Raw genomic sequence first — 25,294 nt, 5'->3', positions numbered from 1 at the left:
TCACACAGGACGGACCCCCTCGAAGGGGGTGAGGGTCGTACCCGAGCACAGGTGAGCGGGTACGCTGCGGATGTGGGGCGTGTTCCGTGGAATCCTCCGCGCTCGCGTCGCCAGGCTGTCTCCCTCCGCCGTCCCGGCGACGGGCCAGCCGCCGACTCCTCCCCGTCGAACAAACAACCCGGAGTGTGCTCATGACAGCCCGTGTGGGCGTCGTCACCTTCCCAGGCTCCCTTGACGACAAGGACGCCGCTCGCGCGGTGTCCCTGGCGGGTGCCGAACCCGTCGCGCTCTGGCACGCGGACAACGACCTCAAGGGGGTCGACGCGGTGGTCCTGCCCGGCGGCTTCTCCTACGGGGACTACCTCCGCTGCGGCGCCATCGCCCGGTTCGCCCCGCTGATGTCCGAGCTGGTCCCGGCGGCGCGTTCGGGCGCCCTGCCGGTCCTGGGCATCTGCAACGGCTTCCAGATCCTGTGCGAGAGCCACCTGCTCCCCGGTGCCCTCACCCGCAACTCCTCGCTGCGGTTCGTCAACCGCGACCAGGTCCTGCGGATGGAGAACACCCGGACCGCGTGGACCAACGGCTACGACGAGGGCCAGGAGGTCCTGGTCGTCCTCAAGAGCGGCGAGGGAAGCTACGTCGCCGACGAGGAGACCCTGGACCAGCTGGAGTCCGAGGGCCGGGTCGTCGCCCGCTACGTCGGGGGCAACCCCAACGGTTCGCGGCGCGACATCGCGGGCGTCACCAACGAACACGGCAACGTGGTCGGGCTGATGCCGCACCCCGAGCACGCGGTCGAGGCGCTGACCGGGCCCTCCACCGAGGGGCTGGGCTTCTTCACCTCGATCCTCGGCCACCTGGCCGCCCCGGCCCAGGCCTGACCCACCGACCCGACCCACCCCGACAGGGAGACGATCCTCGCGATGATGGCGCTGCTGCGCTCCCGGAGACTGCTGTACGTACTCGTGGGGCTGGTCGTGGTCGGCCTCGTGGTCTCCGGGGCCATCGGCCTCTTCCAGTCGTTCAACTCGCCCCCCGTGGCCCCGCCCGCCGGCGGCCAGGGCCAGCAGACACCCGGGCAGCAGGGCGAGCAGGGCGAGCCCCCGCCGGAGGTCGGTGCGCTGGGCAGCCCGCCCTCCGGGTTCACCTACGTCGACCAGGCCGAGGCCCACTGCTCCCAGGGGCAGTGCTTCCGCCTCATCGTGATCGCGGGTGAGGAGGGCGAGGAGCTCGACGGCGACCCCCGGGAGGCGGTCCGGTCGGTGTACGAGCACCTGCTCTCCAACGGCTGGCGCCAGGAACTCCCGCAGGGGGTCGAGTCCGAGGACGACGTCGAACTCGTGGACACCGTCCTCACCGACGACACGACCCTGGTCGCGGACTCCACCGGCGCCGACCCCGACGCCCCGCCGCTGCTGATGCTCGGCAACGCGGGTACGCCCGCAGACTGATCCGGTGCCGGGCGGCGGACACAGCCAAGGCTCGGCCTCCACCCTCCGCGCAACCCCGCGACACCCGAACGGAAGCACCGCATGTCTGAAGCACCCGGCCTCGACACCGTCGCCACGGCGACCGACAGCCCGGACACACCCCAGCCGTACGCCGAACTGGGCATGGCCAAGGACGAGTACGAGCGGGTCCGGGAGATCCTGGGGCGCCGTCCCACCTCCGCCGAACTGGCCATCTACTCGGTGATGTGGAGCGAGCACTGCTCCTACAAGTCCTCCAAGGTGCACCTCAGGCAGTTCGGTGAGAAGGCCCCGGAGAACGACGCGCTGCTCGTGGGCATGGGCGAGAACGCGGGGGTCGTGGACGTCGGTGACGGACACGCGGTCACGTTCAAGATCGAGTCGCACAACCACCCCTCCTACGTGGAGCCGCACCAGGGCGCGGCCACGGGCGTGGGCGGCATCGTCCGCGACATTCTCACCATGGGCGCCCGCCCGGTCGCCGTGATGGACGCGCTGCGCTTCGGCCCGGCCGACGCCGACGACACCAAGCGCGTGCTGCCCGGCGTGGTCTCGGGCATCTCCTTCTACGGCAACTGCCTGGGCCTGCCCAACATCGGCGGCGAGATCGGCTTCGGCGCCGGGTACATCGGCAACCCGCTGGTCAACGCCCTGTGCGTGGGCGTCATGAAGCACGAGGACATCAAGCTGGCCCAGGCGCCCGGCCCGGGCAACAAGGTGGTCCTGTTCGGCTCCACCACCGGACCCGACGGGATCGGCGGCGCCTCGGTGCTGGCCAGCGCCACCTTCGACGACGAGTCGCACGCCAAGCGGCCCAGCGTCCAGGTCGGTGACCCGTTCATGGAGAAGCTGCTCATCGAGTGCAGCCTGGAGCTGTACGCCCAGGACATGGTCGTGGGCATCCAGGACCTCGGTGCCGCGGGCGTCTCCTGCGCCACCACGGAGCTGGCCGCGGGCGGCACCGGCGGCATGAACATCCAGCTGGACCGGGTCCCGCTGCGCGACCACCGGCTCACTCCCGAGGAGATCCTCATGAGTGAGTCGCAGGAGCGCATGATGGCGATCGTCGAGCCCGCGAAGATGGACGACTTCCTCGCGGTCTGCGACAAGTGGGGCATCCTCGCCACCGAGATCGGTGAGGTCACCGACGTGACCCCCGAGGAGGCCGAGCGCGGCGGCCGCCTGGTGATGACCTGGCACGGCGAGACCGTGGTGGACATGCCGCCCCGGACCGCCTCCGACGAGGGCCCGGTCTACCAGCGCCCCTTCGCCCGCCCGGAGAGCCAGGACGCCCTCCAGGCCGACGACGCCGCGAAGCTGCCGCGTCCCGAGGGCGACGCGGAGCTCCGGGAGCAGCTCCTGCGGGTCCTGGGCGCGCCCGGCGTGTGCGACCCGACCTGGGTGACCCAGCAGTACGACAGCTACGTGCGCGGCGACACGGTCGTGTCCACCCCGCACGACTCCGGCATGATCCGGATCGCGGACGGCTCCGACCGAGGCGTGGCGCTGGCCACCGACGGCAACGGCCGGTTCACCCGCCTGGACCCGTACGCGGGCACCCAGCTGGCCTACGCGGAGGCCTTCCGCAACGTCTCCGCCACGGGCGCGCGCCCGCTGGCGGTCACCAACTGCCTCAACTTCGGTTCGCCGGAGGACTCCGGGGTCATGTGGCAGTTCGCGGAGACCACGCGCGGCCTCGCGGACGCCTGCCAGCAGCTCGGCACCCCGGTGACCGGCGGCAACGTCAGCTTCTACAACCAGACCGGTGACGTGGCGATCAACCCGACCCCGGTGATCGGTGTGCTCGGGGTGATCGACGACGTCAACGCCCGGCTCCGCTCGGGCTTCGACACCGACGGCGCCCGCGTGTTCCTGCTGGGTGAGACCCGCGCCGAGTTCGGCGGGTCCGCCTGGGCCGACGTCGTCCACGACCACCTGGGCGGTCTGCCGCCGGAGGTGGACCTGCCCGCCGAGGCCGCCCTCGGTGAGGTGCTGGCCTCCTCCGCCGAGCAGGGCCTGGCCGCGGCGGCGCACGACCTGTCCGACGGCGGTCTGGCCGTCGCCCTGGCCGAGGCCGCCCTGCGCGGCCGCAAGGGCCTGCGGGTCGAGGTGGACGGCGACGCCTTCACGTCGCTGTTCAGCGAGTCCGCCGCGCGCGCGATCGTGGCGGTGAAGCCGGGCCGGGAGGAGTCGTTCGTGGCCCTGGCCGCCCAGCACGGCGTTCCCGTCACGCAGATCGGCACCGTCGGCGGCGAGAGCCTGTCGGTGAGCCACCCGGGCGGTGTGGTGGAGATCGGCCTGGACGAGCTCCGCGCCACCCACGAGGAGACCCTGCCCGCCCTGATGAACGGCGTGTAGACACCCGAGACGACGAGGGGGCACTCCCACACGGGGTGCCCCCTTTCGTGTGCCCGGATCCGTGGGGTGGGTCAGACCCGCCCGGTGCCGCAGTCGACGTAGTCGATGACGCTCGCCTCGTAGGCGTCGAAGGTGTTGAGGGTCTGCCAGAACTCGTCCATGTAGTCCTCGACGAATTCCTCGCCCTCCAGGGCGTCGCCGCACCAGGTGACCTCGTTCCGTCGCATGGCGCTCCCCAGGGCTCCGTCGATCCGGCCCAGGTTGAGCGAGGTGTCCCACGTGTCCTTGTCGAGTTCGACGACGTACCCGTCGCCCTCCTCACGGACGACCCCGGCGTCGAACAACACGTCCCTGGTGGGGCCCGTGTTCGCGATGACCTCGTTGGAGTCGCCTTCGGCGAACATGCGGACCAGGGTGTGCACCCGCACCTCGCGTTCCAACCAGAACACCGGGATGAAGGGCGTGGTCGCCTCGGCCTCCGTGTCGGACTCGGAGTCCGGGTCGGCGTCGGGGGCGGAACAGCCCGTCAGGAGCAGGACGAACGGCAGGGCGACGGCCAGGGGGGCGGGCACACGGCCCTCGCGGTGGGACAACCTTCTCCTCCGGTTGACGGGGCGCAGCGTTCCGCCCCATTCTCCCGGCACCGGGGACCACCGGAAGGCACCCCGGAACGTGCGTCAGCTCCCGTTGGGGTAGGACTGTTCACAGGGAGGTGTCAACGACATGGAACGTGCCAGACGCGGCAGGTTGAAGGGGGCCCTGGGGACCCACGACCGCCCGGCGAGCGCGCTGGGTTTCCGGCTGGTCCTGGCGGTGTTCGGGGCGTTGGTCCTGCTGCTGGGGACGGTGGCGGCCATCGTGCTGACCAACCAGGCGTGGTTGGTCATCGTCCTGGGGGTCGGGTTCGTCGCGGCGTGCGTGAACGTCTACTGGGTGAGCCGCCGTCTCCACTACGAGCGGCCCGCGTAGACGCGCACCCCGGCTCGCGGGGTGTCCGCGTGAGGGGACCGTCCGTCAGCTCTCCGCGGGGCGGCGGGCCTCCAGCATGAGCGCGTGCGGCCGGTCCAGGTAGTCGCGCCAGAAACCGGCTCCGAACTCGTGCTCGCCCTCGGGTGAGACGTGGTGTCCGAGGCTACGGAGCGCCGTGAAGCCCGCGCCGGTGAGCGCCCGGTCGAGCGCCTGCCTGGTCCAGTACCGGGCGCTGATCTCCTCCTCGCCCATGATCAGGGTGATCCGGGACCCGTCCGCCAGGGGTTCGGGCACCACCAGGTCGAATCCGTAGGGCCGGTAGTAGCCGGGTACGGTGCTCAGGTCCGGGTTGGCCGGGAGGGCGACCAGTCGGCCACCCGGCTTCAGGGCGGTGAACGCCTGGGCGCACAGGGCGTCGAGTTCGTCCCGGTCCTCGGCGTAGGGCATGACGTAGACGGACAGGACGAGGTCGAAGCGCCCGGCGAACCCGTCGGTGAGGGGCGCGTGCGCGTAGCGGACCCCCAGGGGGTGTTCGCGCTCGGCCCGGCGGGCGTGCTCCAGCATGCCCTCCGCGACGTCGGCCCCGACCACGCCCTCCGCGCCGAGCCTGGCCAGCGTCCTGCTGTGCGTGCCGGTCCCGCAGCCGAGGTCGAGTGCGCGGAGCCCGGTCACGTCCCCCAGAGCGCGGACGATGCTGGGGAGTTCGAGGTGTCTCCGGAAGGGTGTCCGTGCGAAGTCGTCGTAGGTGTCGCCGAGTGCGTCGAACTGGGCCATCGCGGCCGCCTCCGTCCCTCCGCCCGCCCCGTCCGAGGCGGGACGTGCCGTCGTCCTGCCACCACCGACTGTACGCGCGGGCAGAATCCCCTACGGTGGACCCGGTGAATTCGGCCACCATTCCGGACGGAATCGGAAACCCCTGGGGTCGGTGGGAGCACTGTTCTTTCCTGTTGGGTGAGTGGCGAATTCTCTGACTCATTCTCAATATTCGAAGTAAATCCTGTTTGCCCTCCTGCGCTACGGGCATGGTCGTCGACACCCCACGGAGAGAGCAATGCAGGTTTCCGATAAACTGACCGACCGAAGCAATTTCCTGATCGAGAACGGGCGTTTCGTGACGCTCGCGACGCAGTCGCCCGACGGCGCCTGGGCGTCGACCGTCAACTACGTCCCCCTGCGTGAGCCGCTGCGCCTCCTCTGGTACTCGCTTCGCGCGGCGCGCCATTCACAGAACATCCACGCCGACCCGACGGTCTCCGGATCGATTTTCATGACCGGACTCCCCGGGTTCGGTCTGGACGGGGCCCAGTTCGCCGGAAGGGCCGCACCGGTGACCGGAGACGATCTTGGGGACGTCGCGGAGTTCTACTACCAAAGGAACTTTCCCGACGAGGCGACCCGCCAGGAATGGCGCCGCCCCCTTTCCGAATTCCACGGGGACGGGCACCGCCGGTTCTATGTCGTCGAGATCGAGTCCTGGTGGCTGCTCGACGTCGACCAGTGGCTCGTGGACATGAACGACCAGCGCGTCGGCGTCCCACTCGCACCCCTGGCACGGAGATGAACGCGACGCACGCCGAGACGATGCCCGCCCTGTACAAGTCCGGCCCGGGGCCCGGCCTGGAGCTGATCGAGGCTCCCGTTCCACTGCCCGGAGCGGACGAGGTGCTCATCCGCGTCCTGCTGACGGGGATCTGCGGGACCGACCTGCACATCGTCGAGTGGGACGACTGGGCCCGGAGCTCGGTCCGCACACCCCTCATCCCCGGGCACGAGTGCGTCGGGCGGATCGTCCGGACCGGGAGCGGGGTCCGGGGGCTGCGCGAGGGACAGACCGTCGGTGTCGAGGGACACCTGACCTGCGGCCGGTGCGCGCAGTGCCGCTCCGGGGCCCGGCACCTGTGCCTCGACAACACCAACCTCGGCGTGCACACCGACGGGGTCTTCGCCCGCTACGTGGCGGTCCCCGCCGCCAACGTGTGGGTGCACGGGCGGGGGGTGCCGTTGGAGGTCGCCTCGATCTTCGACCCGCTGGGCAACGCCGTGCACGCGGCCACGACCCACCCCGTCAGCGGACTGTCCGTGCTGATCACCGGCGCGGGGCCGATCGGGCTGATGGCGGCCCAGATCTGTGCCCGTATGGGTGCCCGGTCGGTGGTCGTCACGGACGTGAGCTCCTATCGTCTGCGGCTCGCCGAGAACATCGACGTGGTGTCCGCCCCCGCGTCCGAGGCGGGTACCGAGGAGCTGCGCGAGGCGGGTGACACCCCGCTGGGCTTCGACATCGGCCTGGAGATGTCGGGGGCGCCCGAGGCCCTGCGGACCATGCTCGACGCCGTCAGCCCGGGCGGCCGGATCGTGGCACTGGGGCTGCCCTCCCGCGAGACCCCCGTGGACTGGGCCGACATCTCCACCCGGATGCTCAGCATCCAGGGCGTGAGCGGTCGGCGCATCCCCGAGACGTGGCGCGGTGTCGCCGCGCTGGTCGCCAACGGGCTCGACCCCTCCTTCGTCATCACCCACACGTTCCGCTACGACCAGTACGCCGACGCCTTCGCCACCGCGGCCGGTGGAGAGGCGGGCAAGGTGCTGCTGGACTGGACCTAGGTCCGCCGAGGAGACCACACATGCCGTTACACGTGGCCGTCGAACCCGACACCGGCACCCTGGACCCCCGTGCCTGCGAGCGGCTGGTCCGGGAGACCGGTGCGCCGGTGTTCTACTCCCTGGCCTTCCTGCGCGCGTTCGAGGCCTTCCCGCTGCACTCCGTCGAGCGCGGCGCCCACATCGTCGTCCATGACGGGGCCGGGAGGGCGCACGCCCTGCTGCCGGTCTATCTCCAGCGGGGCGTCGACCCGATGGGGGCCCTGGCGGCCAACCGGCCCGAGGCGCTGGACCACCCGGTGCTGCTCTCCCACGTCTGGCACTGCTACGAGACGACCATCCCGGCTGTGAGCCCCGAGGCGGCACGTCTGGCGCTGGCGGCGATGGGCGACCTCGCCTGGGAGTGGGGCGCGGAGCTCCACGGGGCGGCCAACATCGGGGAGGACAGCGCCGAGGCGCGCCTGCTCGGGGCCGCCGGTCTGTCCGGGACCCCCCTCGACCGGATGTGGAGCATGGACGTCTCCGGTCTGGGCGGGTTCGACGCCTACCTGGAGAGTCTGGGCGGCAAGCCCCGCAGGGAGATGCGCCGACAGCTCCGTCGGGCCGAGGAGGCCGGTGTCCGGGCCCGGGAGCTCGGCGTGGACGACGCGGACCTGGACGGGTTCGTCCGGCTGGCGCGCGCCACCGCGGGCGGCAAGCACGACAACGCCGACTACTACCTGCCCGGGGTCTTCCAGGGGTTCCTGGGCGCCTTGGGGGACTGCGCCCGTGTCACCGAGCTGCGTGTCGACGGGCGGCTGGTCGCGGCGCTGGTGTGCCTGGTGGACGACGCCCGCCACCACCTGTGGTGCCTGGGCGTGGACGACGGCGCCTGCGACGGGTTCAGCCCGACCTACGTCCTGGTCGCCCACGCCCTGAGGTCGGCGTTCTCCGAAGGTCGGCCGACGGTGACCGCGGGCAGGCGCAACGGCTGGTTCAAGGCCCGCTACGGCTTCCGGTCCACCGAACTCCAGGTCTTCCTCTCCTAGGGGCCCTGCTCGGCGGGGGTGAGGGTGACCGCGACCGGGCGGTGGTCCGAATGCGGCACGTCGGGGTTGGCGGGATCACTCGGAACCAGGCCGCCACTCGTGAGGACGTGGTCGATCTGCTGGCCGGAGCGGGTGTCCGCCGCCATCGTGGGGAAGGGCCGCACCTCCGCGAAGGCGTCCCGGTAGTCGCCCCCGGACCAGCCCTCCAGAGGTAGTTCCTCCGGTTCGAAGTTGAGGTCCCCGGCGATCACCACAGGCGCTCCCGTCGTCCACCTCGTCTCCTCCGCGAAGAGCATCAGCTCGCTCATCTGGTCGCTCGCGCTCGGGTTCGCCAGGTCGTACCCCTCGGGCTGGAGGTGTGTCGCGATCACGCTCACCTCCGTGTCCGCCCACTCCACGGTGACCGCCAGCGCCTGAGCCCCGGTGGGTCCGCTGTCGGGGAGCGCCTGTCGGCGCACCTCGGTGACCGGCAGGCTGGTGAGCACGGCGTCCCCCCAGAACGGGCCGTCGGCCGGACCCCAGTACGCGGTCATGCCGAGTCGCGCGGCGAGCAGGGACAGTCCGTCGCGGCCCCCGTTGAGCAGCCAGCCCCGGTCGACCTCGCTCAGGGCGACGACGTCGGCGTCGAGGGCGCGCAGCGCGTCCGCCTGCTCCGCCACGGAGAGGCGCCCGTCCATCCCGAAGCCCATCCGCACGTTGTAGGCGGCCACCCTCAACCCCTCCGCTCCGGATCCGGCGGCGGGCGCGTCGGTGCGTGCGACCGGCGCGACGACCGTGGCGGCCAGGGTGAGCGCGGCGGCCGCGGTGGTGGTCCGCACGAGTACGCGTCCTCCCCACGGTGCGGGTCGCGCGGCGGTCGCGCCGGGCAGGATCGCGGCGGCGAGCACGGCCAGCGCCACGAAGGGCACGTGGTCGTTGGGAACGTGCAGGTCGTAGGCGGCGTAGAAGGCGAACACCAGGACCACGAAGAGGAGGAGGCCCGACGCGGCGAGGAGACCGGTCCGGGTGGGTGCGCTCGTCCTCACCGTGGCCGTCCATCCGGCGCAGGCGGCCAGGGCGGGCTGGCCGAGCAGCAGCGCGGCGAGCGACCACGCGGGCAGGGTTCCCTGCGCCTCCCCGGGCAGCAGCGGCGCCAGCCACAGCGTGGTGAGGATCGCGAACAGCACCGCGAGCGGCAGGAACGGGTTCGGGATGAGACGGCGCGGGTCGGCGGCGACCAGCACGGACAGCACCGCCACCACGCTGAGCGCGGCGGCCGCGAGAGGGGTGCCGCCGATGGTCTCGGCCACGGCGGGGTTGGCGGTGTACAGCCCGGACAGGAAGAGCAGCGGTCCCAGGGCCAGCCAGCCCCGGGGGCGGATCGGAGCCGGATCGCCCGGGACCGCCCGCCAGGTCCGGGCCGCCGCGAGGAGCAGGCCCAGCGGGGCCGCGAACACGGCGACCCAGGCGGCGGGGCCCTCCCGCCAGACCAGGTCCACCGTGCCCAGCGCGGTGTGCACGGCGGCGGAGGCCGCCAGTCCCGCCACGAGTCCGACCATGGCCCCGTGGCCGGTCACCCGGCCGTCCACGGCCGTGGCCATGGCCGTGCACACCAGCCACACGGCGCCCAGGCCGACGAGGGCGGAGGCCAGGTACAGCTGGGGGTCGCCGCCCTGGGTGAACTGGAGTCCCAGGCGGCCGACCGCGAGAGTCGCGGCGGCGGCCAGGGCGACCCCGAGCGGGGGCAGTCGGCGGGCCAGCGCCACGAACGGAAGGGGGAGCAGGAACCAGGCGAGCGCGTAGGCCCCCATGAGTTCCGGGCGGGTCGCGCCCGCCTGCCCGAAGAGGGTGATCAGGGAGGGCAGGAACACCCGGAGCACGTCCAGGAGGAGGACCGTTCCGAACGCCGTGACCAGTCGTCCCTGGTGCATGTCGCTCCAGCCGTCGGGGGGGTAAGTGAACGATTCTCACTTTTCCGGCGGCGCGGCGCAAGGGCGGAACGCGAGGGGGCGGGGTCCGCGCGGACCCCGCCCCTTCGGCTACCCGCGGTTCTCGTAACCCTTCGGGAGCCACTTCTCCCAGACGTCACGGTTCTCGTCGACCCAGGTCTCCGCCGCCTCGGGCGGGGAGACCCCCTCGTCCGCGATCATCTGCGCGACCTCGTTCTGCTGGGAGTTGGTCCACTTCCAGTTGTCGATGAAGCGGTACGCGTAGTCGTCCTCCTCCACGAAACCGGCCCTGAAGATCTTGTTCAGGTCGTACACCGGGTAGTCGCAGGGGACGTCGTCCAGGTTGGCGTCGCACCCGTCGTGGTAGTCGGGGAAGTCGACCTTGACCAGGTCCACCTCCTCCTGGAACCACTGCGGGTCGTAGAAGTAGAAGAGCACCGGCTCCTGGTTGGCGTACCGGCGCCGCACCTCGGTGATCTGTGCGGCCTCCGACCCGGCGTAGACGATCTCCAGGTCCAGGTCGAAGGCGTTGATCATCCCCTGGTCCTGGCTGACGAACCCGGGAGCCCCCGCCAGGAACTCGCCCTTGTCGCCCGTCTGGGCCGTCTGGAACAGGTCGGTGTTGGCCTTCAGCCCCTCCAGGGTGGTGATCTCCGGGATCTCCTCCGCCAGGTAGGCGGGGACGTACCAGCCGATCACGCCCTCGTTGCCGTTGGGGCCGCCGTCCACGGCGGTGCCGTTGCCGTCGGGGCCGTACAGCTCGTACAGGTCCTCGTGGCCCCAGTTCTCCACGATCACGTCCATGACGCCCTGGTCGAGGGCCTGCCAGGAGGGCTGCTCGTCCACGCGGACGAGCTGGACCTCGTAGCCCATCTCCTCGCGCAGGATGTTGGCCAGCACCTCGGCGCTGGCCTCGTAGCCCACCCAGCCGTTCACGGCGATCCGCACGGTGTTCGGATCGCGGGCGATCTGGTCGGTGCGCACCGCGCAGGAGCTCACCATCACCAGGGCCAGACCCGCGGCGAACAGCCGGAGCAGGGCGCTCCTCCTCAGAAACCTAGGCACGGGGTGCCCTCCTTCCCTGCGTCACCCGGTCCAGGAACAGACCCAGGGACACGATCGCCAGACCCGAGGCGATACCCAGCCCCAGTTCGTTCTGGGCCAGCCCGAGCACCACGTCGTTGCCGAGCGCGCCCGCGCCCACCAGAGCGCCCATGACCACCATGGACAGCACCAGGATGATGCCCTGGTTGACCGCAAGCAGCAGGGAGCCGCGCGCCATGGGCAGCTCCACCTTGGTGAGCAGCTGCCACTTGGTGGAACCCTGCGACGTCGCGGCCTCGACGGTGCCCGCCGGCACCCCTCGGATGCCGTCGTTCACCAGCCGGATCACCGGAGGCAGGGCGAAGATGACCGCGGCCGCCAGGGCGGGGACGGGCCCCAGCCCGAGCAGCGCCACCGCCGGGATCAGGTACACGAACGGCGGCAGTGTCTGCATGAAGTCGAGTACCGGCCGAAGTACCAGGGCGAACACGTCGCTGCGGGACATCAGCACGCCGACGACCACGCCCAGCGCGATGGTGACCACCGTGGCCACCAGCACCTGGGAGAGCGTGTCCATGGCGTTGTCCCACACCCCCAGCAGCCCGATCGCGAGGAAGCACAGGGCGGAGACCAGCGCGACCCGCCTGCCCGCGAAGATCAGTCCGAACGCGGCGGCGGCGAGCGTCACCAGCCACCACGGCGATCCGCTCAGCAGGTTGTCGAGCGGGCCCAGGATCCAGCTCTGCGTCCAGGAGCCCAGGGCCGCGGCGGCCGGACCGATCGCGGACTCGATCGCCTTGTCGGCGGCGTTGACCGGGATGTCGATCCGGATCGACAGCTCACGCGGCCAGCCGCCCAGTCCGAAGAGGCGTCCCACGGCGGCGGCGCCGACCGCGGCGGCGAGCATCCCGCCGAGGAGCGGCAACCGGTACCGTTCCTCGACCTTCGGGGTGCGCGCGCCGTGGCCGACCGCGCCCGTGACGCGGTCCATCGCGATCGCCAGCATGACGATCGCCAGGCCCGCCTGGAACGCCTGGCCCACGTTGATCTTGGACAGGGCCTGGTAGATGGCGTCACCGAGGCCGCCCGCGCCGATCACCGACGCGATCACGACCATGGAGACCGCGAGCATGATGGTCTGGTTGACGCCCAGCAGGATGGTGCGCTTGGCCAGCGGCAGCTGCACCTTGGTGAGGATCTGCCCCGGGGTGGAGCCCAGTGAGGCGGCCGCCTCGATCGCGCCCTTGTTCACCTCGCGGATGCCCAGCGCGGTGATCCGTACGACCGGCGGGAGCGCGTAGACGGCCGTCACGACCGCGGCCGACGCGTTGCCGATACCGAAGAGCAGCACGAACGGCAGCAGGTAGGCGAAGGCCGGCATGATCTGCATGAAGTCCAGCACCGGGCGGATGGCCCGGTAGAACGCCTCGCTCCGCCCGGCGAGGATACCGAGCGGGATGCCGAACAGCAGGGCGATGAACACCGAGGTGATGATGAGCGACAGCGTCGTCATCGACTCGTTCCACAGCCCCGTCAGCGCGAACACCGCGAAGGTCGCCAGGACCAGCAGGGCCACCCGCCAACCGGCGACCCGCCAGGCCGCGACCACCCCGATGACGGTCACGCCGAGCCAGGTGAGCCCGTTCAGGAACTGGTTGATCAGCACGACGGCCGATCCCAGTCCCACGGAGATGTAGTTGAAGAAGTAGAGGAACAGCGGGCTGTCGTTGCGGTTGGCGACGATCCAGGCGTAGACCCCGTCGAGCCAGGCCATGAAGCCGCTGCCGATGGTGCCCGGGAAGCCGCCCGCCCAGGACGGGGAGCCCGCCAGGCGGGTCAGCTGGTAGCCCGCGACGAGGACCACGACCACCAGCAGGGCCTGGAACCAGCTCCTGCGCAGGAGGCCTTCGTCGCCCCCCGCGCCCTTCGTGCCGGAGGCCGTGGCTCCGGCGGGTTCGGTCACCGTGGCCATGTCACGCACCGTTCCCCGTCGCGTCGGAGCCGCCGTGGTCGACGGCGTCGTCGGAGATCTCCTCCACCGCCTCCTCGACCATCGCGTCGACCTGTTCGGCGCCCTCCAGCTGGTCCTCCGCGATGGCGCGCAGCACGTCGTCGCGGCCCACGTAGCCGAGGAGGGTGTCGCCCTCCACGACCCGGACCGGGGCGGTGCTCGCGGCGAGCATCGGCAGGACCTCCGCCAGGACGGTGCCGGGTTCGGTGGTCGGGCCGTCGGTGCGCTCGTCCGGGTAGGCGTCGCGGACCAGCCACCGGGCGGTGAGCACGGTCGTGCGGGCCACGTCGGACGTGAAGTCCGCGACGTAGGAGTTGACCGGTCGGCCGACGACCTCCTCCGGGGTGCCCACCTGGACGAGCTCGCCGTCGCGCATGATCGCGATGCGGTCGCCCAGCTTGAGGGCCTCCTGGAGGTCGTGGGTGATGAAGACCGAGGTCTTGTTCAGCTCCTGCTGGAGCCGGATGACCTCGTTCTGCATGTCGCGGCGGATGAGCGGGTCCAGGGCGCTGAACGGCTCGTCGAACAGCAGTACCTGCGGGTCGACGGCCAGGGCGCGGGCCAGGCCCACGCGCTGCTGCATGCCGCCGGACAGCTCGCCGGGGCGGGACCGCTCGTACCCGGCCAGGCCCACCATCTCGATCATCTCCTGCGCCCGCTCGTAGCGTTCGACGCGCGGCATCCCGCGCACCTCCAGCCCGTAGGCGACGTTGTCGATGATCCTGCGGTTGGGCAGGAGGCCGAAGTGCTGGAAGACCATCGCCATCTTGTGGCGGCGCAGTTCGCGCAGGCGCTGTTCGGTGGCGTCCCCGATGTCCTCGCCGTCGAGCGTGACCGAGCCCGAGGTGGGCTCGATCAGGCGGGTGAGGCAGCGGATGAGCGTCGACTTCCCGGAGCCGGACAGGCCCATGACCACGAAGGTCTCACCGGGGCGCACGTCGAAGGAGACGTCGCGCACCGCGACGGTGCAGCCGGTCTCCTCCTTGATGCGGTCGCGGTCGGCCCGCTCCAGCTCCGTGCCGATGACGTCGTCGGCGTTCCTACCGAAGATCTTCCACAGGTTGCGGACGGAGAAGGTGACGTCGGTGGGGCCCGTCGCGGGGGCCGCTTCGGCGGCCGGGGCGCTCATCGGGCCTCCCCCTCAGTGGCGGACCGATCCTCGCGGATCAGGTCGGCGGCGCGCTCGCCCAGGGCGAGCACCATCACCATCGGGTTGGGGGTGGGCAGGGTCGGGAACACCGAGGCGTCCGCGACCCTGAGGCCGCGCAGCCCGCGCACCCTCAGGCGGGGGTCGACCACGGCGTTCTCGTCGTCGGCGGCGCCCATCCGGCACGTGCCCGCCGGGTGGTACACGGTGTGCGCGGCGCGGCGGCCGTACTCGGACAGCTCCTCGTCCGTCCGGACCTGCGGTCCGGGGGCGACCTCGCGCTTGATCCAGGAGCGGAACGGCTCGGTGGCGGCGACGTCGCGGGCGATCCTCAGCCCGTCCACGATGGTCCTCTCGTCGTACCCGTCGGGGTCGGTGAAGTACCGGAAGTCGAGGGCGGGCTTGGCCGCCGGGTCGGCGCTGGTGAGGTAGAGCTTGCCGCGCGAGCGCGAGCGCGGGATGTTCGGGGTCATACAGACCGCCCAGCCGTCCTCGGGCGACTCGTAGCCCAGCCGCTTCGTGTTGTCGTCGAAGGGGATCTGGTAGATGTGGAACATCAGGTCCGGGCGGGGGTCGTCGCCGTCCTCGCGCCGCACGAACAGGGCCGCGTCGGAGTCCATCACGGTGTTCTCGGGGACCCGCTTCGTGGTCTCCCACATGATGATCGACTCCGGGTGGTCCTGGAGGTTCTCCCCCACGCCCGGCAGGTGGTGGTGGCTCTCGACGCCGATCGCGCCCAGCTCCTCGGCGTTTCCGACACCGGACAGCATGAGCAGGCGGGGGCTGTCCACGGCGCCCGCCGCGACGATGACCTCCTGGCGGGCGCGGACGGTGATCCGCTCGCCGTCCTTCGTGGTGGCGCTGACGCCGGTGGCGCGGTCCCCGTCGAACAGGATCCGGCCGACCCAGGTCTCCAGGAGCACGGTGAGGTTGCCGCGCACGTCCATGATCGGGTGCAGGTACGCCACCGAGGCCGAGGAGCGGTGGCCGGTGTAGGGGTCGTAGGCGATGGACAGGAACCCGGCGCCGTCGGAGAACCCGCCGCCGTGGGAGGTCAGGGCGTTGAAGTCCTCGACGACCGGGACGTCCGCCGCCTCGGCGGCCGAGGACACCCAGTCCTTGACCATCGCGTTCCGGTCCTTCTCCGCGATGGGGATGATGTTGCACTTGATGCGGTCGGCGTAGGACTGCACGGTGGCGTTGTCCCAGCCCTCGGCGCCCGCCGCCACCCAGTCGTCCAGGTCCTCGGCGAACGGCCGGAAGCTGATGAGCGTGTTGTGCGAGGAGCAGCCGCCCAGCACCCGGGCGCGCGAGTGCAGGATGTGCGAGTTGCCGTTGGGCTGCTCGGTGGTGGTGTACCCGTAGTCGAGGTCGCTGTCGAGGACGCTCAGCCAGTCGCGGAGCCTGAGCACGTGCTCCAGGTCGCGGTCGTCCGGCCCGCCCTCGATGACGCAGACGGTGGTGCCGGGGTCCTCGGTGAGCCGGTTGGCGATCACCGATCCCGCCGTGCCTCCGCCGACGATGACGTAGTCGTAGGTGGTTTCTTTCGTGGACACGGGCCGAATCCTCTCGTTCGTGTGGCTCAGGGGGATGCCGGGGAAACCGACCTGTGTGTACTCGGTCTGGCATGTGCGTTCCGGTGCCGCGGCGTTCGCGGCACTCGGTGAGAAGGGCACCCGCCGACGCGGAGGACGGAACCGCGTCGGCGGGTGGCCTGCGGGTTTCCGGGTGCCTGTGGCGCCCGGTCCCCGGAGGGCGGTGGTCGCTAGCCGAACCAGCGCTGCGGTTCGGGCGACAGGTTCCGGTAGACGTGCTTGGCCTCGCGGTACTCGTCGAGTCCGGCCAGGCCGAGTTCGCGGCCGACGCCGCTGCGGCCGAAGCCGCCCCACTCGGCGCCCGGGAAGTACGGGCCGTAGTCGTTGATCCACACCGTGCCGTGGCGCAGGGCCGCGGCCACGCGCTCGCCGCGGGCGGTGTCGTCGGTCCACACGCCGCCGGAGAGCCCGTAGTCGGTGTCGTTGCCCAGCTCGATCGCCTGGGCCTCGGTCTCGAACCGTTCGACGGTCACGACCGGGCCGAACACCTCGGTCTGCACGATGTCCATGGAGCGGTCGCAGTCCACGAACACGGTGGGCCGGTAGAAGTAGCCGTCCCGGAGGTCGGCGTCCTCGGGTCGCCTGCCGCCCGCGATGACCCGGGCGCCCTCCTCGACGCCGCGCGCCACGGCCTTCTCGACCTTGGCGCGGTGCTCGGCGGAGACCAGGGGACCGCAGCGCACGCCCTCGTTCTGGCCCCGGCCGATGCGGATCGCCTCGGCCCGGCGGGCGAGCTCGGTGGTGAAGGCGTCGTGGATGTCGTTGTGCACGATGAGCCGCGCACCGGCCGAGCACACCTGGCCGGAGTGGAAGAACGCGGCGCTGAGCGCGTAGTCCACGGCCGTGTCGAGGTCCACGTCCGGGAAGATGATGTTGGGGTTCTTACCGCCCAGTTCCAGGGCGATCTTCTTGACCGTCTCGGCGGCCGACGCCATGATCCGGCGCCCGGTGACCAGGCCTCCGGTGAAGGAGACGAGATCGACGTCGGGGTGCTCGGACAGGGGGGCTCCGGCGTCGGGGCCGCTGCCCAGGACGAGGTTGACCACCCCGGCGGGGACGCCCGCCTCGGTGGTGAGCTCGACCAGCTTGGCGGTGGTCACCGGGGTGACCTCGCTCGGCTTGATCACCATGGTGTTGCCCGCCGCGATGGCCGGGGCCATCTTCCAGGCGAGCTGGAGCAGCGGGTAGTTCCAGGGCGTGATCATGCCGCAGACGCCGACGGGCTCGTAGACGACCTTGCTGTGGACGCCCTCGGGTGCGGACACGAGGCGGCCCGCGTCCTTGTCGGCCAGCCCGGCGTAGTAGCGGAAGACGTTGGTGACGTCGTCGACGTCGATCCCGCCCTCCTCGATGGTCTTGCCGGTGTCCAGCGACTCCATGACCGCGATCTCCTCGCGGTCGCGCTGGAGCAGGTCGGCGATCCGTTCGAGGACGCGGCCCCGCTCGTCGGCGGAGGTGCGTCGCCACTCGCCGTGGTCGAAGGCGCGGCGCGCGGCGGCGATGGCGGCTTCGGTGTCGTCCCTGCCGCCCTCACTGACGATGGTCAGTACGGAGGCGTCGGCCGGGTCCAGGATCTCTCGGACGCGTCCGTTCCGGGCCGCCCGCCACTCGCCGTCGATGTACAGGCTGGTGGCGGTGGACGCTCCGGGTTCGGACAGGTACGGCACGGTCGGCAGGGTTACATGGGTCTGGTTCACGGACCCTCTCTGCCCAGGATCGCTAGTCACAAACAGCCTCGTCTCGTAGGTCACATACGCCACAACGCTCCCATAACCCCCACTGATCAGGGCAAACAGCGCGTTACGGTACGTCTCGGCCGTGGCTCATATCACCAGCCCGCCTGGACAGACCTACGCCCCGGCCCTCCCCTGGGGCAGGTGGACACACCACCCTGGGGAAGACCGGGACGAGTCTTTGACGTGTGTTTGTGTGGAACTCGGTCGGTTCCGGACGTTCGGCGCGAGGCCGAGGTTCAGGCGGCCGCCTCGTCGGTCACGCGGCGGATGGCCTCGACGGCGACGTCGGGCTCGTCGACGTGGATGTAGTGGCCGCTCGCCTCGGCGGTGCTGAGCCGGCTGCGGTCGGAGAGCGCCAGCCACTGCTCCTGGCCCTCGGTCCACACGCGCTCCAGGTCGTCGCCGTACTCCGCGATCTCACCGAGGTAGCGGACCCCGTGCTGGATGACCTCCACCGGGATGTCCCCCGCCGAGCGGACCTCCGGGTCGCTGTCGATCAGGATCCCCTCCGGGTTCTCGCCCTGGAAGATGGCCAGGTTCTGCGCGCGCACCTCGGCGCCCTCCCCGGTGGCCGACTCCGGGATCACTCCGGTGATGTCGTCGATCATCGTCGGGGACGTGGCGTCCAGCAGCACCAGCCCGCTGACACGGTCCTGGTGGTCCGGGGCGTAGCGGGCGGCGATCAGGCCGCCCAGCGAGTGACCGGCCAGGACCACGGGGCCGTCACCGGCCACGTCCTCCAGGACGGCGGTCAGCGTCGCCCCGGCGTCGTCGATGCTCTGTAGGCCCTCCGGCTGGTCGCTCTCGCCCTCACCGAGCCGGTCGTAGGAGCAGACCCGCTCGTCCTCGGCCAGGGTCTCCTGCACACCCGCCAGGGTGTCCAGGCCGTCACCCATGCCCGCCATCAGCACGATGACCGGTCGGCCGTCCGAGGGCGTACCGGAGCAGGAGACGTTGACGGAGGCGCCGTCGACCTCGAGCGTCTTGGTCCCGGTGAACAGCTGCCCCTCGGTGAGCACCTCGTTGGCGGCGTCCTCCAGGTCCGACTGCACCTCCTCGGCCGCCGACCCCAGTTCGGTGCCCACCTCGGAGAGCACTCCGCACCCGACCAGCCCGGGAACCGCCGCGGCGCAGCACAGAGCGGTCAGGGCGGTCGTCCGGAAGGTGCGGAACATGGGGTGCCTCCAGGCAGCGGGCCCGGCCGTACGGAGTGGCCGGAAGGGGAATTCGGTATGTGGAGAACGCTACGGAAACCGGGGCCCGGGGTCGTCACCGCTGAGTGGACACCTGTACGTAGCTCGCATGGGGGACAAAGGGAGCGTCGCCGTGGCTCTGCGCGACTACACTGCGTCCGTGACCTGGCTCCGACGTCTTCCCCTTCTGTGGCGGCGGCTCGACGTCACCGTCCGAGACCTGCCCCTCGCCCTCATCCTCCTGTCCGTCTCCTGCGTCCCCGCTCTGCACGGTTACGGCACCCAGGTCGGCGGAGTTCCGGACCGCCCCCTCGACGCCCTGGGCGTGGTCGCGCTCGCCCTCCAGTGCCTGCCGCTGGCCGGTCGGCGGCGGTGGCCCGCGCTGACCCTGGCCCTGGTGGCGGTCGGCTTCGCCCTCGACCAGCTGAGCGGGTACCACCTGATCGCCGGGACCGCGATGCCGATCGCGCTCATGAGCGCGGGCGTCCACCTCGACCGGTACCGGCGCACCACCCTGCTGGTGGGGACGGCGGGGTTCGTGGCCCTGGCTCTGGCCCTGACCCGGCTGGGCGAGGGGGAGACCCCGGCCGAATGGGTGGTCTTCTACTTCGCGCACGGCCTGGCCTGGGGGATCGGTTCGTGGCTGCGCTCCACGCGGGTGGCCGAGGCCGAGCGGCGCCGCCGCCTGGCGGCGGACACGCTGGCCGCCGAACGCGCCCGCATCGCCCGGGAACTCCACGACGTCGTCACCCACCACGTGACCGCGATGGTCGTGCAGACCGAGGCCGCGCGCTACCTGACCGCCGCGCCCGAACGCCTCGACCAGACCCTGAGCACGGTCACCGGCACCGGCCGCCAGGCCATCACCGACCTGCGGCAGCTCCTGGACGTGCTCGACCCGGCCAACCCCGCGCCCGCCAACGACGAGGGGATGCTCGACGTGGTGGAGCGGACCCGCCGGGCCGGGCAGCCCGTGAGGTTCAGCGAGGAGGGCACCCCGGCCGGGACCCGGGGCGGCGCCGAACTCGTCGCGCACCGGGTCGTGCGCGAGGCGCTGACCAACGCCCTCAAGTACGCGCACGGAAGCCCCACCACGGTGCGCGTGCGCCACCGCCCCGAGGAGATCACAGTGAACGTCGACACCGAGCGCCCCGGACCCCCGGGGGTCTCCCCCGGCGGCAGCGGACGGGGCCTGGTCGGGCTGCGCGAACGCGTCGAGGTCATGGGTGGCGAGTTCACCGCCGGACCCCGCGGCGACGGTTTCACCGTGCACGCGCGCATCCCCGCGCGGCCATGAGCATCAGGGTGCTGGTCTGCGACGACCAGGTGCTGATCCGTACCGGGCTGGTGACCATCATCGGCGCGCAGCCGGACATGGAGGTCGTCGGGGAGTGCGGTGACGGGCGCGCCGCCGTGGAGCTCGCGGAGCGCCTGCGGCCGGACGTCGTGGTGATGGACGTGCGGATGCCCGAGCTCGACGGGATCGAGGCGACCCGGCTGCTGGCCGGATCGGAGGTGGAACACCCGGTGAAGGTCCTGGTGGTCACCACGTTCAGCCTCGACGAGTACGTGTACGAGGCGCTGCGCGCGGGCGCGAGCGGGTTCCTGCTCAAGGACGCTCCCCCGGACCAGCTGCTGCACGGCATCCGCACCGTGGCCTCCGGCGCCGCGCTGCTGGCCCCCGAGGTCACCCGCCAGCTGGTGGGCCGCTTCGCCGCCCGGATCCGGCCTTCCCACGCCCCCGAGACGGAGGTCCCGCTGACCCCGCGAGAACTGGAGGTGCTGGGGCTGATCGCCGACGGGCTGTCCAACGGCGAGATCGCCACGAGCCTCTTCATCAGCCAGGAGACCGTGAAGACCTTCGTCTCGCGCATCCTGACCAAGCTCGACCTGCGCGACCGCGTCCAGGCGGTGGTGTACGCCTACCGGCACGGCCTGGTCGCCTAGGGGGGATTACAGATCGGCCGTCCTGACGTACATTAGGTGTACCTAAGTCGGTTGGTCCGGTTTCTCCGCGGAGCCGCTGACCGCGCACCCCACCGAGGATCGTATGCAGCTGGAACAGGAACGCCGCGACGTCTGTCTGACCGCTCGCGCCATCGCCCAGCACCCGGGAACGGCGCCCGGCGAGGCCGGGACCGTCAGTGTCCGCAGCGGCGACCTGGTGGTCGTCACCCCGCACGGTGTGCCCCTGGACCAGCTCCAGCCGATCGACTGTCCGGTGATGTCGCTGGACGACCGGATGCTGGAGGGTCGGCGCGACCCCGCCGCCGAGGCCACGCTCCACATGGCCGTGCACCGCCACGCCGCCGAACAGGGCCGGGAGGCCCTCGCCGTGGTCAACGCGTTCACCGCGGACACCGTCGCGGTCTCCTCGGTGTTCCCCGAGCTCCCCCCGATCCACCACCGCGCCGCCGGTCTGGGCGGCGCCGTCAGCGTGACCCCGTACATGCCCTACGGCACGGGTGACATCGCCGACCAGGCGGTCAAGGCCCTGAAGGGCCGCGACGCCGCCCTGCTCGCCAACCACGGCGGGGTGGCCCTGGGGCGCGGCCTGGAGCAGGCTCTGGCGAACCTCCGGCTGCTCGACTGGCTCTGCTCCGCCTACCTGCGCGCCCGCCAGCTCGGTGAGCCCCGCGTCCTGAGCGAGGACGAGCTGGCGGAGGCCCGGCAGCGCGACACCTACGGCTGGGCGGGCCCCGACCCCTTCCTGTAGACCGCACGCTCAGGCGTCGTCGGGCTGCTCGTCGGGCTGGGTCCAGGCCAGGTAGCAGGCGGGGAACGACCGGTGCACCACCAGGGCCAGCCAGACGACCGGAAGCAGCAGGCCAGCGGGCACGGTCAGATCCGCCAGGGGGAACGTGCCCATGAGCTGTGCGACGCCGACGACCGCCACCACCAGCAGGAGCAGGGCCGACGTGACCGAGTGCCCGAGGTCCCGGGCGGCGTCGATCTCGGAGCGTTGGCGCTCGTCCACCACCTCCGCGTAACCGTGCAGGGTCCGCGACCCGGCTTCGAGCCTCTGGAGGGCTCCGGTCTGCGCGATCATGAGGACGACCACCGCGAGGCTGGATCCCGTCAGCATGAGGGCGCTCTGGGACAGGGCCAGCGAGGTGAGCGCCGCCGTGCCCATCAGGACCAGGGCCACCGCCAGGTACAGCCTGCGGACACGGGCGGTCCGGTCGGCCCAGAGGGCACGGGTCCGGGGATCCTCGAACTGGTCGACCAGCTTCTGGCGACGGGCCCGCGCGCGCTCTTCGGTACGTGCGTTCATGTCTCTCCCTGGGGGGTTGGGGGGGTGACCGGTCACCGGCCGATGCGGGGGAAGGGTTCGGTGGAGAAGACGACCTCGACCGGGACCTCGAAGTACCGCGCGATGCGCAGCGCCAGGTGGAGGCTCGGGCTGTACTCGCCCCGTTCCAGGTAGCCGACGGTCTGGTAGTGCACCCCGAGGGCCTCGGCCAGTTCCCTGCGGGAGACGCCGCGCTCGGCCCGCAGCATCGCGATCCGGTTGTGGATCGTCTCGGAGCCCGCTCTGGGGTGGCGTCCGTCGGTCTTCTCGGTGGGCACGCTCTTGTTCCTCTCGGGCCGCTTGCGGTTGATAGTACGTGTACTACATATGGCAGCACAGGGGATATGGAACGTCGCATCTGTGCTCGGTAGTGGAAGAGCAGGTCAACGGAGGGGGCGACACGGGTGGCCGGATCCGGCCATGCGTCATCCGGGTACGGATACTCAGGTGTACGTCATGCTCGGACCCGAGAATGGTGCCGACCACCCAGCCCGCACGGCAGGAGGCCCCCATGCGCTGTAGCTACATCAGGCTCCTCGTGAACGACTACGAGGCCTGCTTCCGCTTCTACGCGGACATCCTCAAGCTCCCCGTCCTGTGGGGCGACGAGGTGAGCCGCTACGCCGAGTTCGACGTGCGCTCGGGGACGCGGCTGGCCCTCAACCAGCGCGAGGTGATGGCCGAGGCACTGGAGACGGACACCGCCGACCCCGCCCTCCCCCACCAGGACCGGCTCGCGGTGATCTTCGAGGTGGACGACGTGGACGAGACGGCCGCGGGGCTGGTGGCGAGCGGCGCCCGGCTGGTGATGGAGCCCCGCGACTGGACGGCGTGGGGCATCCGCGCCGCGCACTTCCGCGACCCGGACGGCTACCTCCTGGAGGTCAACAGCCCCCTGGTCCCGCTGGTCTGACTCAGGCCGCGACGTGCTCCGCGAGCAGCTGGTTGACCCGGTCGGCGCGCTCCACGCCGAGCAGGTGCGCGGCGCCGGGGACCACCTCGAACCGCGCCTGGGAGATCCCGTCGGCCAGGCGGCGCCCGTGCCCCGGCGGCAGCAGGGGGTCGTGCGCGGCGGAGGCGACCAGGGTCGGCACGCGCACCCCGGAGACCAGGTTGCGCTGGTCCATGGCGGCCAGGGCGTCGCAGATCGAGGCGTAGGCGCGCGGGTCGACGGAGCCGAAGTCCTCCGTGAACCGGGCCGCCACCTCCGGGCGGTCGTCGGTCAGGTCGGGCGTGAACCAGGGCAGGACCACCTCGGCGGTGACCGCGTCCATGCCGCCCTCGCGGACCTGGGAGGCGATCCGGTCCCAGCGGTGCGTGGGCGGGGTCCGGGACGTTCCGGCCAGGAGCACCAGGCGCTCCAGGGTGCGCGGCGAGTTGGCGGCGATCCACAGCAGGAGGGCGCCTCCGAGGCCGCCCCCGACCGCCGAGACCCGCGTGAACCCCCGGTCCTCCAGGAGCCCGAGGACGTCCAGTGCCAGGTCCTCGACCGAGTAGGGGCCCTCGGGCACCGGTGAGAAGCCGTGGCCCCGGTGGTTGATCCGCAGCACCTGGCGGTTGCGGGTGAGCTCGGGCATCTGGGGTTCCCAGACCGACATCTTCGTACCGAACGGCGGCACGAGCAGCACGACGGGCGCGTGCCTGGGGCCGTCGAGCCGGTACTGGAGCGGAATCAGGGCCATGGAACCTCCGGGTCGCCAGAACGCCAGGTTATCCACACAGCTTTCAAGGAAGCCAGAAAACCCGGTCATGCCCAGCAAATGGAGGACAGTCGTTGACCGCCTCGCTCCCTAGGGTCGAGGCATCGAGACGGACCCGACTGAGGAGTTTCCATGGGTGAGACGAACAACCAGGTCAACGTCGAGCGGGAGTCGCTGCTGGACTTCCTGGCCCAGCAGCGCGCGTTCCTGCTCACGACCCTCCAGGGGCTGGACCAGGAGCAGGCCACCCGGCGCACCACCGCGAGCGGGCTGTGTCTGGCGGGGATCGTCAAGCACGTGACCTCGGTGGAGAAGGGGTGGATCGACTTCATCGAGGAGGGCCCGCATGAGGTCGACTACGAGTCCCAGGACACCCTGGACAGACACGAGAACAGCTTCCGCCTCATCGGTGAGGAGACCCTGGAGGGGACGCTCGCCGCCTACGAACAGCAGGCCAAGGAGACCGACGCGTACGTCCGCGCCCTGCCGGACCTGGAGGTCAGCCAGAAGCTCCCGGCCGCGCCGTGGTTCCCGGAGGAGAAGTCCTGGACCGCCCGTGACGTGGTCATCCACCTGATCCGCGAGACGGCTCAGCACTGCGGGCACGCCGACATCATCCGGGAGTCCCTCGACGGCCAGAAGACGATGGGCTGACCGACACCACCCTGGGTAGTGCGCGCGCCACCCTCCGCATGCGGGACGATGGGCCTGACCCCATCCCGAGCGGCGAGGAGCGCGGAGTGAGCCCGACCTGGATCGACATCGACGACGAGGCCCTTCGGGAGGCCATGCGTTTCTCGGGCGCGCGCACCAGGGACGACGCGGTCAACCTGGCACTGAGGGTGTACGCGGCGCGCCACCGGAGCCGCGCGGAGACGTCGGGGGAGCGCAGGCGGACCGATCCCCCGGCGGGGAGCCGCCGGAACAAGCAGCCCTGAGGACGGAAAGAGAACGGGGACGTTCCCACTGAACAGTGGAAACGTCCCCGTCTACGAGGTGGCGAGGGTCGCCTCCGCATCCCCCCTCAAAGTACGGAGGCAACCCTCGCTCTGGGAAGCGGCCTGCGACTCCTCCCCCCTGGAGTCGCGGCCTGAAGGTCTGCCACGTGGAAGCGATCTTGTCGTTCCGCGTTGATAGAGACACTACCGACCACACCCACGAATAACAACCCTGTGTCACGAGAAACTACTTAAAGTGATCGTCATTCCTGGGGCGTGGCCCGG

General features: G+C 71.2%; 25 protein-coding genes. 13 read left to right on the top strand and 12 right to left on the bottom strand.

Annotated features, from left to right (window positions below; genetic code table 11):
• Positions 1-191 precede the first annotated feature (191 nt).
• The 3 genes from purQ to purL all read left to right on the top strand — a co-directional run bounded on the left by purQ (position 192) and on the right by purL (position 3,827).
• On the top strand, positions 192-881 hold the full coding sequence (gene purQ / locus AC0VYL_RS01275) for a phosphoribosylformylglycinamidine synthase subunit PurQ (RefSeq protein ID WP_475458222.1): 690 nt from the start codon (positions 192-194) through the stop codon (positions 879-881).
• 42 nt (positions 882-923) lie between these two features.
• Positions 924-1,451, top strand: a complete 528-nt coding sequence (locus tag AC0VYL_RS01270) for a hypothetical protein (RefSeq protein WP_475458220.1) — start codon at positions 924-926, stop codon at positions 1,449-1,451.
• A gap of 81 nt (positions 1,452-1,532) precedes the next feature.
• Positions 1,533-3,827: a phosphoribosylformylglycinamidine synthase subunit PurL gene (gene purL, locus AC0VYL_RS01265; RefSeq protein ID WP_475482065.1), complete on the top strand. Its 2,295-nt coding sequence runs from the start codon at positions 1,533-1,535 to the stop codon at positions 3,825-3,827.
• A gap of 71 nt (positions 3,828-3,898) precedes the next feature.
• On the opposite strand, the gene AC0VYL_RS01260 is transcribed toward purL, so the two are convergent.
• Positions 3,899-4,420 (bottom strand): hypothetical protein, encoded by a 522-nt coding sequence (locus tag AC0VYL_RS01260; protein ID WP_475482064.1) that lies wholly within the window; start codon positions 4,418-4,420, stop codon positions 3,899-3,901.
• 130 nt (positions 4,421-4,550) lie between these two features.
• Here AC0VYL_RS01260 and AC0VYL_RS01255 point away from each other — a divergent pair, with 130 nt between their 5' ends.
• Complete coding sequence (locus AC0VYL_RS01255; protein ID WP_475458214.1) at positions 4,551-4,796, top strand: hypothetical protein; 246 nt, start codon at positions 4,551-4,553, stop codon at positions 4,794-4,796.
• A gap of 45 nt (positions 4,797-4,841) precedes the next feature.
• On the opposite strand, the gene AC0VYL_RS01250 is transcribed toward AC0VYL_RS01255, so the two are convergent.
• Entirely contained in the window at positions 4,842-5,570 is a 729-nt protein-coding gene (locus AC0VYL_RS01250) for a class I SAM-dependent methyltransferase (RefSeq protein ID WP_475482063.1), read from the bottom strand.
• A gap of 277 nt (positions 5,571-5,847) precedes the next feature.
• On the opposite strand from AC0VYL_RS01250, the gene AC0VYL_RS01245 reads away from it, so the two are divergent.
• From AC0VYL_RS01245 to AC0VYL_RS01235, 3 genes are read left to right on the top strand one after another with little or no spacing between them, the layout of a single operon-like run.
• Positions 5,848-6,357, top strand: coding sequence for a pyridoxamine 5'-phosphate oxidase family protein (locus tag AC0VYL_RS01245; RefSeq protein WP_475482062.1), 510 nt, complete (start codon positions 5,848-5,850; stop codon positions 6,355-6,357).
• A complete protein-coding gene (gene tdh, locus AC0VYL_RS01240) occupies positions 6,354-7,400 on the top strand; it encodes an L-threonine 3-dehydrogenase (RefSeq protein ID WP_475482061.1) in 1,047 nt (348 codons plus the stop codon). The genes AC0VYL_RS01245 and tdh overlap by 4 nt, the downstream gene beginning before the upstream one ends.
• Positions 7,401-7,420: 20 nt before the next feature.
• Entirely contained in the window at positions 7,421-8,425 is a 1,005-nt protein-coding gene (locus AC0VYL_RS01235; RefSeq protein ID WP_475482060.1) for a GNAT family N-acetyltransferase, read from the top strand.
• Here AC0VYL_RS01235 and AC0VYL_RS01230 read toward each other — a convergent pair.
• The 7 genes from AC0VYL_RS01230 to AC0VYL_RS01200 form a co-directional block, all read right to left on the bottom strand.
• The gene (locus tag AC0VYL_RS01230) at positions 8,422-10,335 is read right to left on the bottom strand and encodes an endonuclease/exonuclease/phosphatase family protein (RefSeq protein WP_475482059.1); all 1,914 of its coding nucleotides are present in this window, start codon (positions 10,333-10,335) and stop codon (positions 8,422-8,424) included. The genes AC0VYL_RS01235 and AC0VYL_RS01230 overlap by 4 nt on opposite strands.
• Before the next feature lie 108 nt (positions 10,336-10,443).
• Complete coding sequence (locus AC0VYL_RS01225; protein WP_475458203.1) at positions 10,444-11,418, bottom strand: glycine betaine ABC transporter substrate-binding protein; 975 nt, start codon at positions 11,416-11,418, stop codon at positions 10,444-10,446.
• Entirely contained in the window at positions 11,411-13,369 is a 1,959-nt protein-coding gene (locus AC0VYL_RS01220; RefSeq protein ID WP_475458201.1) for an ABC transporter permease, read from the bottom strand. Before AC0VYL_RS01220 ends, AC0VYL_RS01225 begins: the two co-directional genes overlap by 8 nt.
• A gap of 1 nt (position 13,370) precedes the next feature.
• Positions 13,371-14,537 carry a quaternary amine ABC transporter ATP-binding protein gene (locus tag AC0VYL_RS01215; RefSeq protein ID WP_475482058.1) on the bottom strand — a complete coding sequence of 389 codons (1,167 nt, stop codon included), beginning with the start codon at positions 14,535-14,537 and terminating at the stop codon, positions 13,371-13,373.
• Positions 14,534-16,111 carry a GMC family oxidoreductase gene (locus AC0VYL_RS01210; protein WP_475482057.1) on the bottom strand — a complete coding sequence of 526 codons (1,578 nt, stop codon included), beginning with the start codon at positions 16,109-16,111 and terminating at the stop codon, positions 14,534-14,536. Before AC0VYL_RS01210 ends, AC0VYL_RS01215 begins: the two co-directional genes overlap by 4 nt.
• A gap of 209 nt (positions 16,112-16,320) precedes the next feature.
• Entirely contained in the window at positions 16,321-17,847 is a 1,527-nt protein-coding gene (locus AC0VYL_RS01205) for an aldehyde dehydrogenase family protein (protein WP_475458194.1), read from the bottom strand.
• 275 nt (positions 17,848-18,122) lie between these two features.
• A complete protein-coding gene (locus tag AC0VYL_RS01200; RefSeq protein ID WP_475458192.1) occupies positions 18,123-19,061 on the bottom strand; it encodes an alpha/beta fold hydrolase in 939 nt (312 codons plus the stop codon).
• A gap of 178 nt (positions 19,062-19,239) precedes the next feature.
• On the opposite strand from AC0VYL_RS01200, the gene AC0VYL_RS01195 reads away from it, so the two are divergent.
• The 3 genes from AC0VYL_RS01195 (at position 19,240) to AC0VYL_RS01185 (ending at position 21,795) form a co-directional block, all read left to right on the top strand.
• Positions 19,240-20,376: a sensor histidine kinase gene (locus AC0VYL_RS01195; protein ID WP_475482056.1), complete on the top strand. Its 1,137-nt coding sequence runs from the start codon at positions 19,240-19,242 to the stop codon at positions 20,374-20,376.
• Entirely contained in the window at positions 20,373-21,026 is a 654-nt protein-coding gene (locus tag AC0VYL_RS01190; protein ID WP_475458188.1) for a response regulator, read from the top strand. Before AC0VYL_RS01195 ends, AC0VYL_RS01190 begins: the two co-directional genes overlap by 4 nt.
• Before the next feature lie 103 nt (positions 21,027-21,129).
• A complete protein-coding gene (locus AC0VYL_RS01185) occupies positions 21,130-21,795 on the top strand; it encodes a class II aldolase/adducin family protein (protein ID WP_475458186.1) in 666 nt (221 codons plus the stop codon).
• Between the two features lie 9 nt (positions 21,796-21,804).
• Here AC0VYL_RS01185 and AC0VYL_RS01180 read toward each other — a convergent pair whose 3' ends face one another.
• Positions 21,805-22,353, bottom strand: a complete 549-nt coding sequence (locus AC0VYL_RS01180; RefSeq protein ID WP_475482055.1) for a hypothetical protein — start codon at positions 22,351-22,353, stop codon at positions 21,805-21,807.
• Positions 22,354-22,385: 32 nt separating this feature from the next.
• Positions 22,386-22,649, bottom strand: coding sequence for a helix-turn-helix transcriptional regulator (locus AC0VYL_RS01175; RefSeq protein WP_475482054.1), 264 nt, complete (start codon positions 22,647-22,649; stop codon positions 22,386-22,388).
• 233 nt (positions 22,650-22,882) lie between these two features.
• Here AC0VYL_RS01175 and AC0VYL_RS01170 point away from each other — a divergent pair, with 233 nt between their 5' ends.
• Positions 22,883-23,284 carry a VOC family protein gene (locus AC0VYL_RS01170; RefSeq protein WP_475458179.1) on the top strand — a complete coding sequence of 134 codons (402 nt, stop codon included), beginning with the start codon at positions 22,883-22,885 and terminating at the stop codon, positions 23,282-23,284.
• Between the two features lies 1 nt (position 23,285).
• On the opposite strand, the gene AC0VYL_RS01165 is transcribed toward AC0VYL_RS01170, so the two are convergent.
• Positions 23,286-24,053, bottom strand: coding sequence for an alpha/beta fold hydrolase (locus AC0VYL_RS01165; RefSeq protein WP_475458177.1), 768 nt, complete (start codon positions 24,051-24,053; stop codon positions 23,286-23,288).
• A gap of 150 nt (positions 24,054-24,203) precedes the next feature.
• Between AC0VYL_RS01165 and AC0VYL_RS01160 the strand changes: the two genes are divergently transcribed.
• Both AC0VYL_RS01160 and AC0VYL_RS01155 read left to right on the top strand, forming a co-directional pair.
• Entirely contained in the window at positions 24,204-24,725 is a 522-nt protein-coding gene (locus AC0VYL_RS01160) for a DinB family protein (protein WP_475458176.1), read from the top strand.
• A gap of 86 nt (positions 24,726-24,811) precedes the next feature.
• The gene (locus AC0VYL_RS01155) at positions 24,812-25,009 is read left to right on the top strand and encodes a type II toxin-antitoxin system VapB family antitoxin (protein WP_475458173.1); all 198 of its coding nucleotides are present in this window, start codon (positions 24,812-24,814) and stop codon (positions 25,007-25,009) included.
• Positions 25,010-25,294 lie beyond the last annotated feature (285 nt).

The organism is Nocardiopsis sp. iso_238 (genome assembly GCF_056173325.1).
This window is presented reverse-complemented; position numbering and strand designations above follow the sequence as displayed.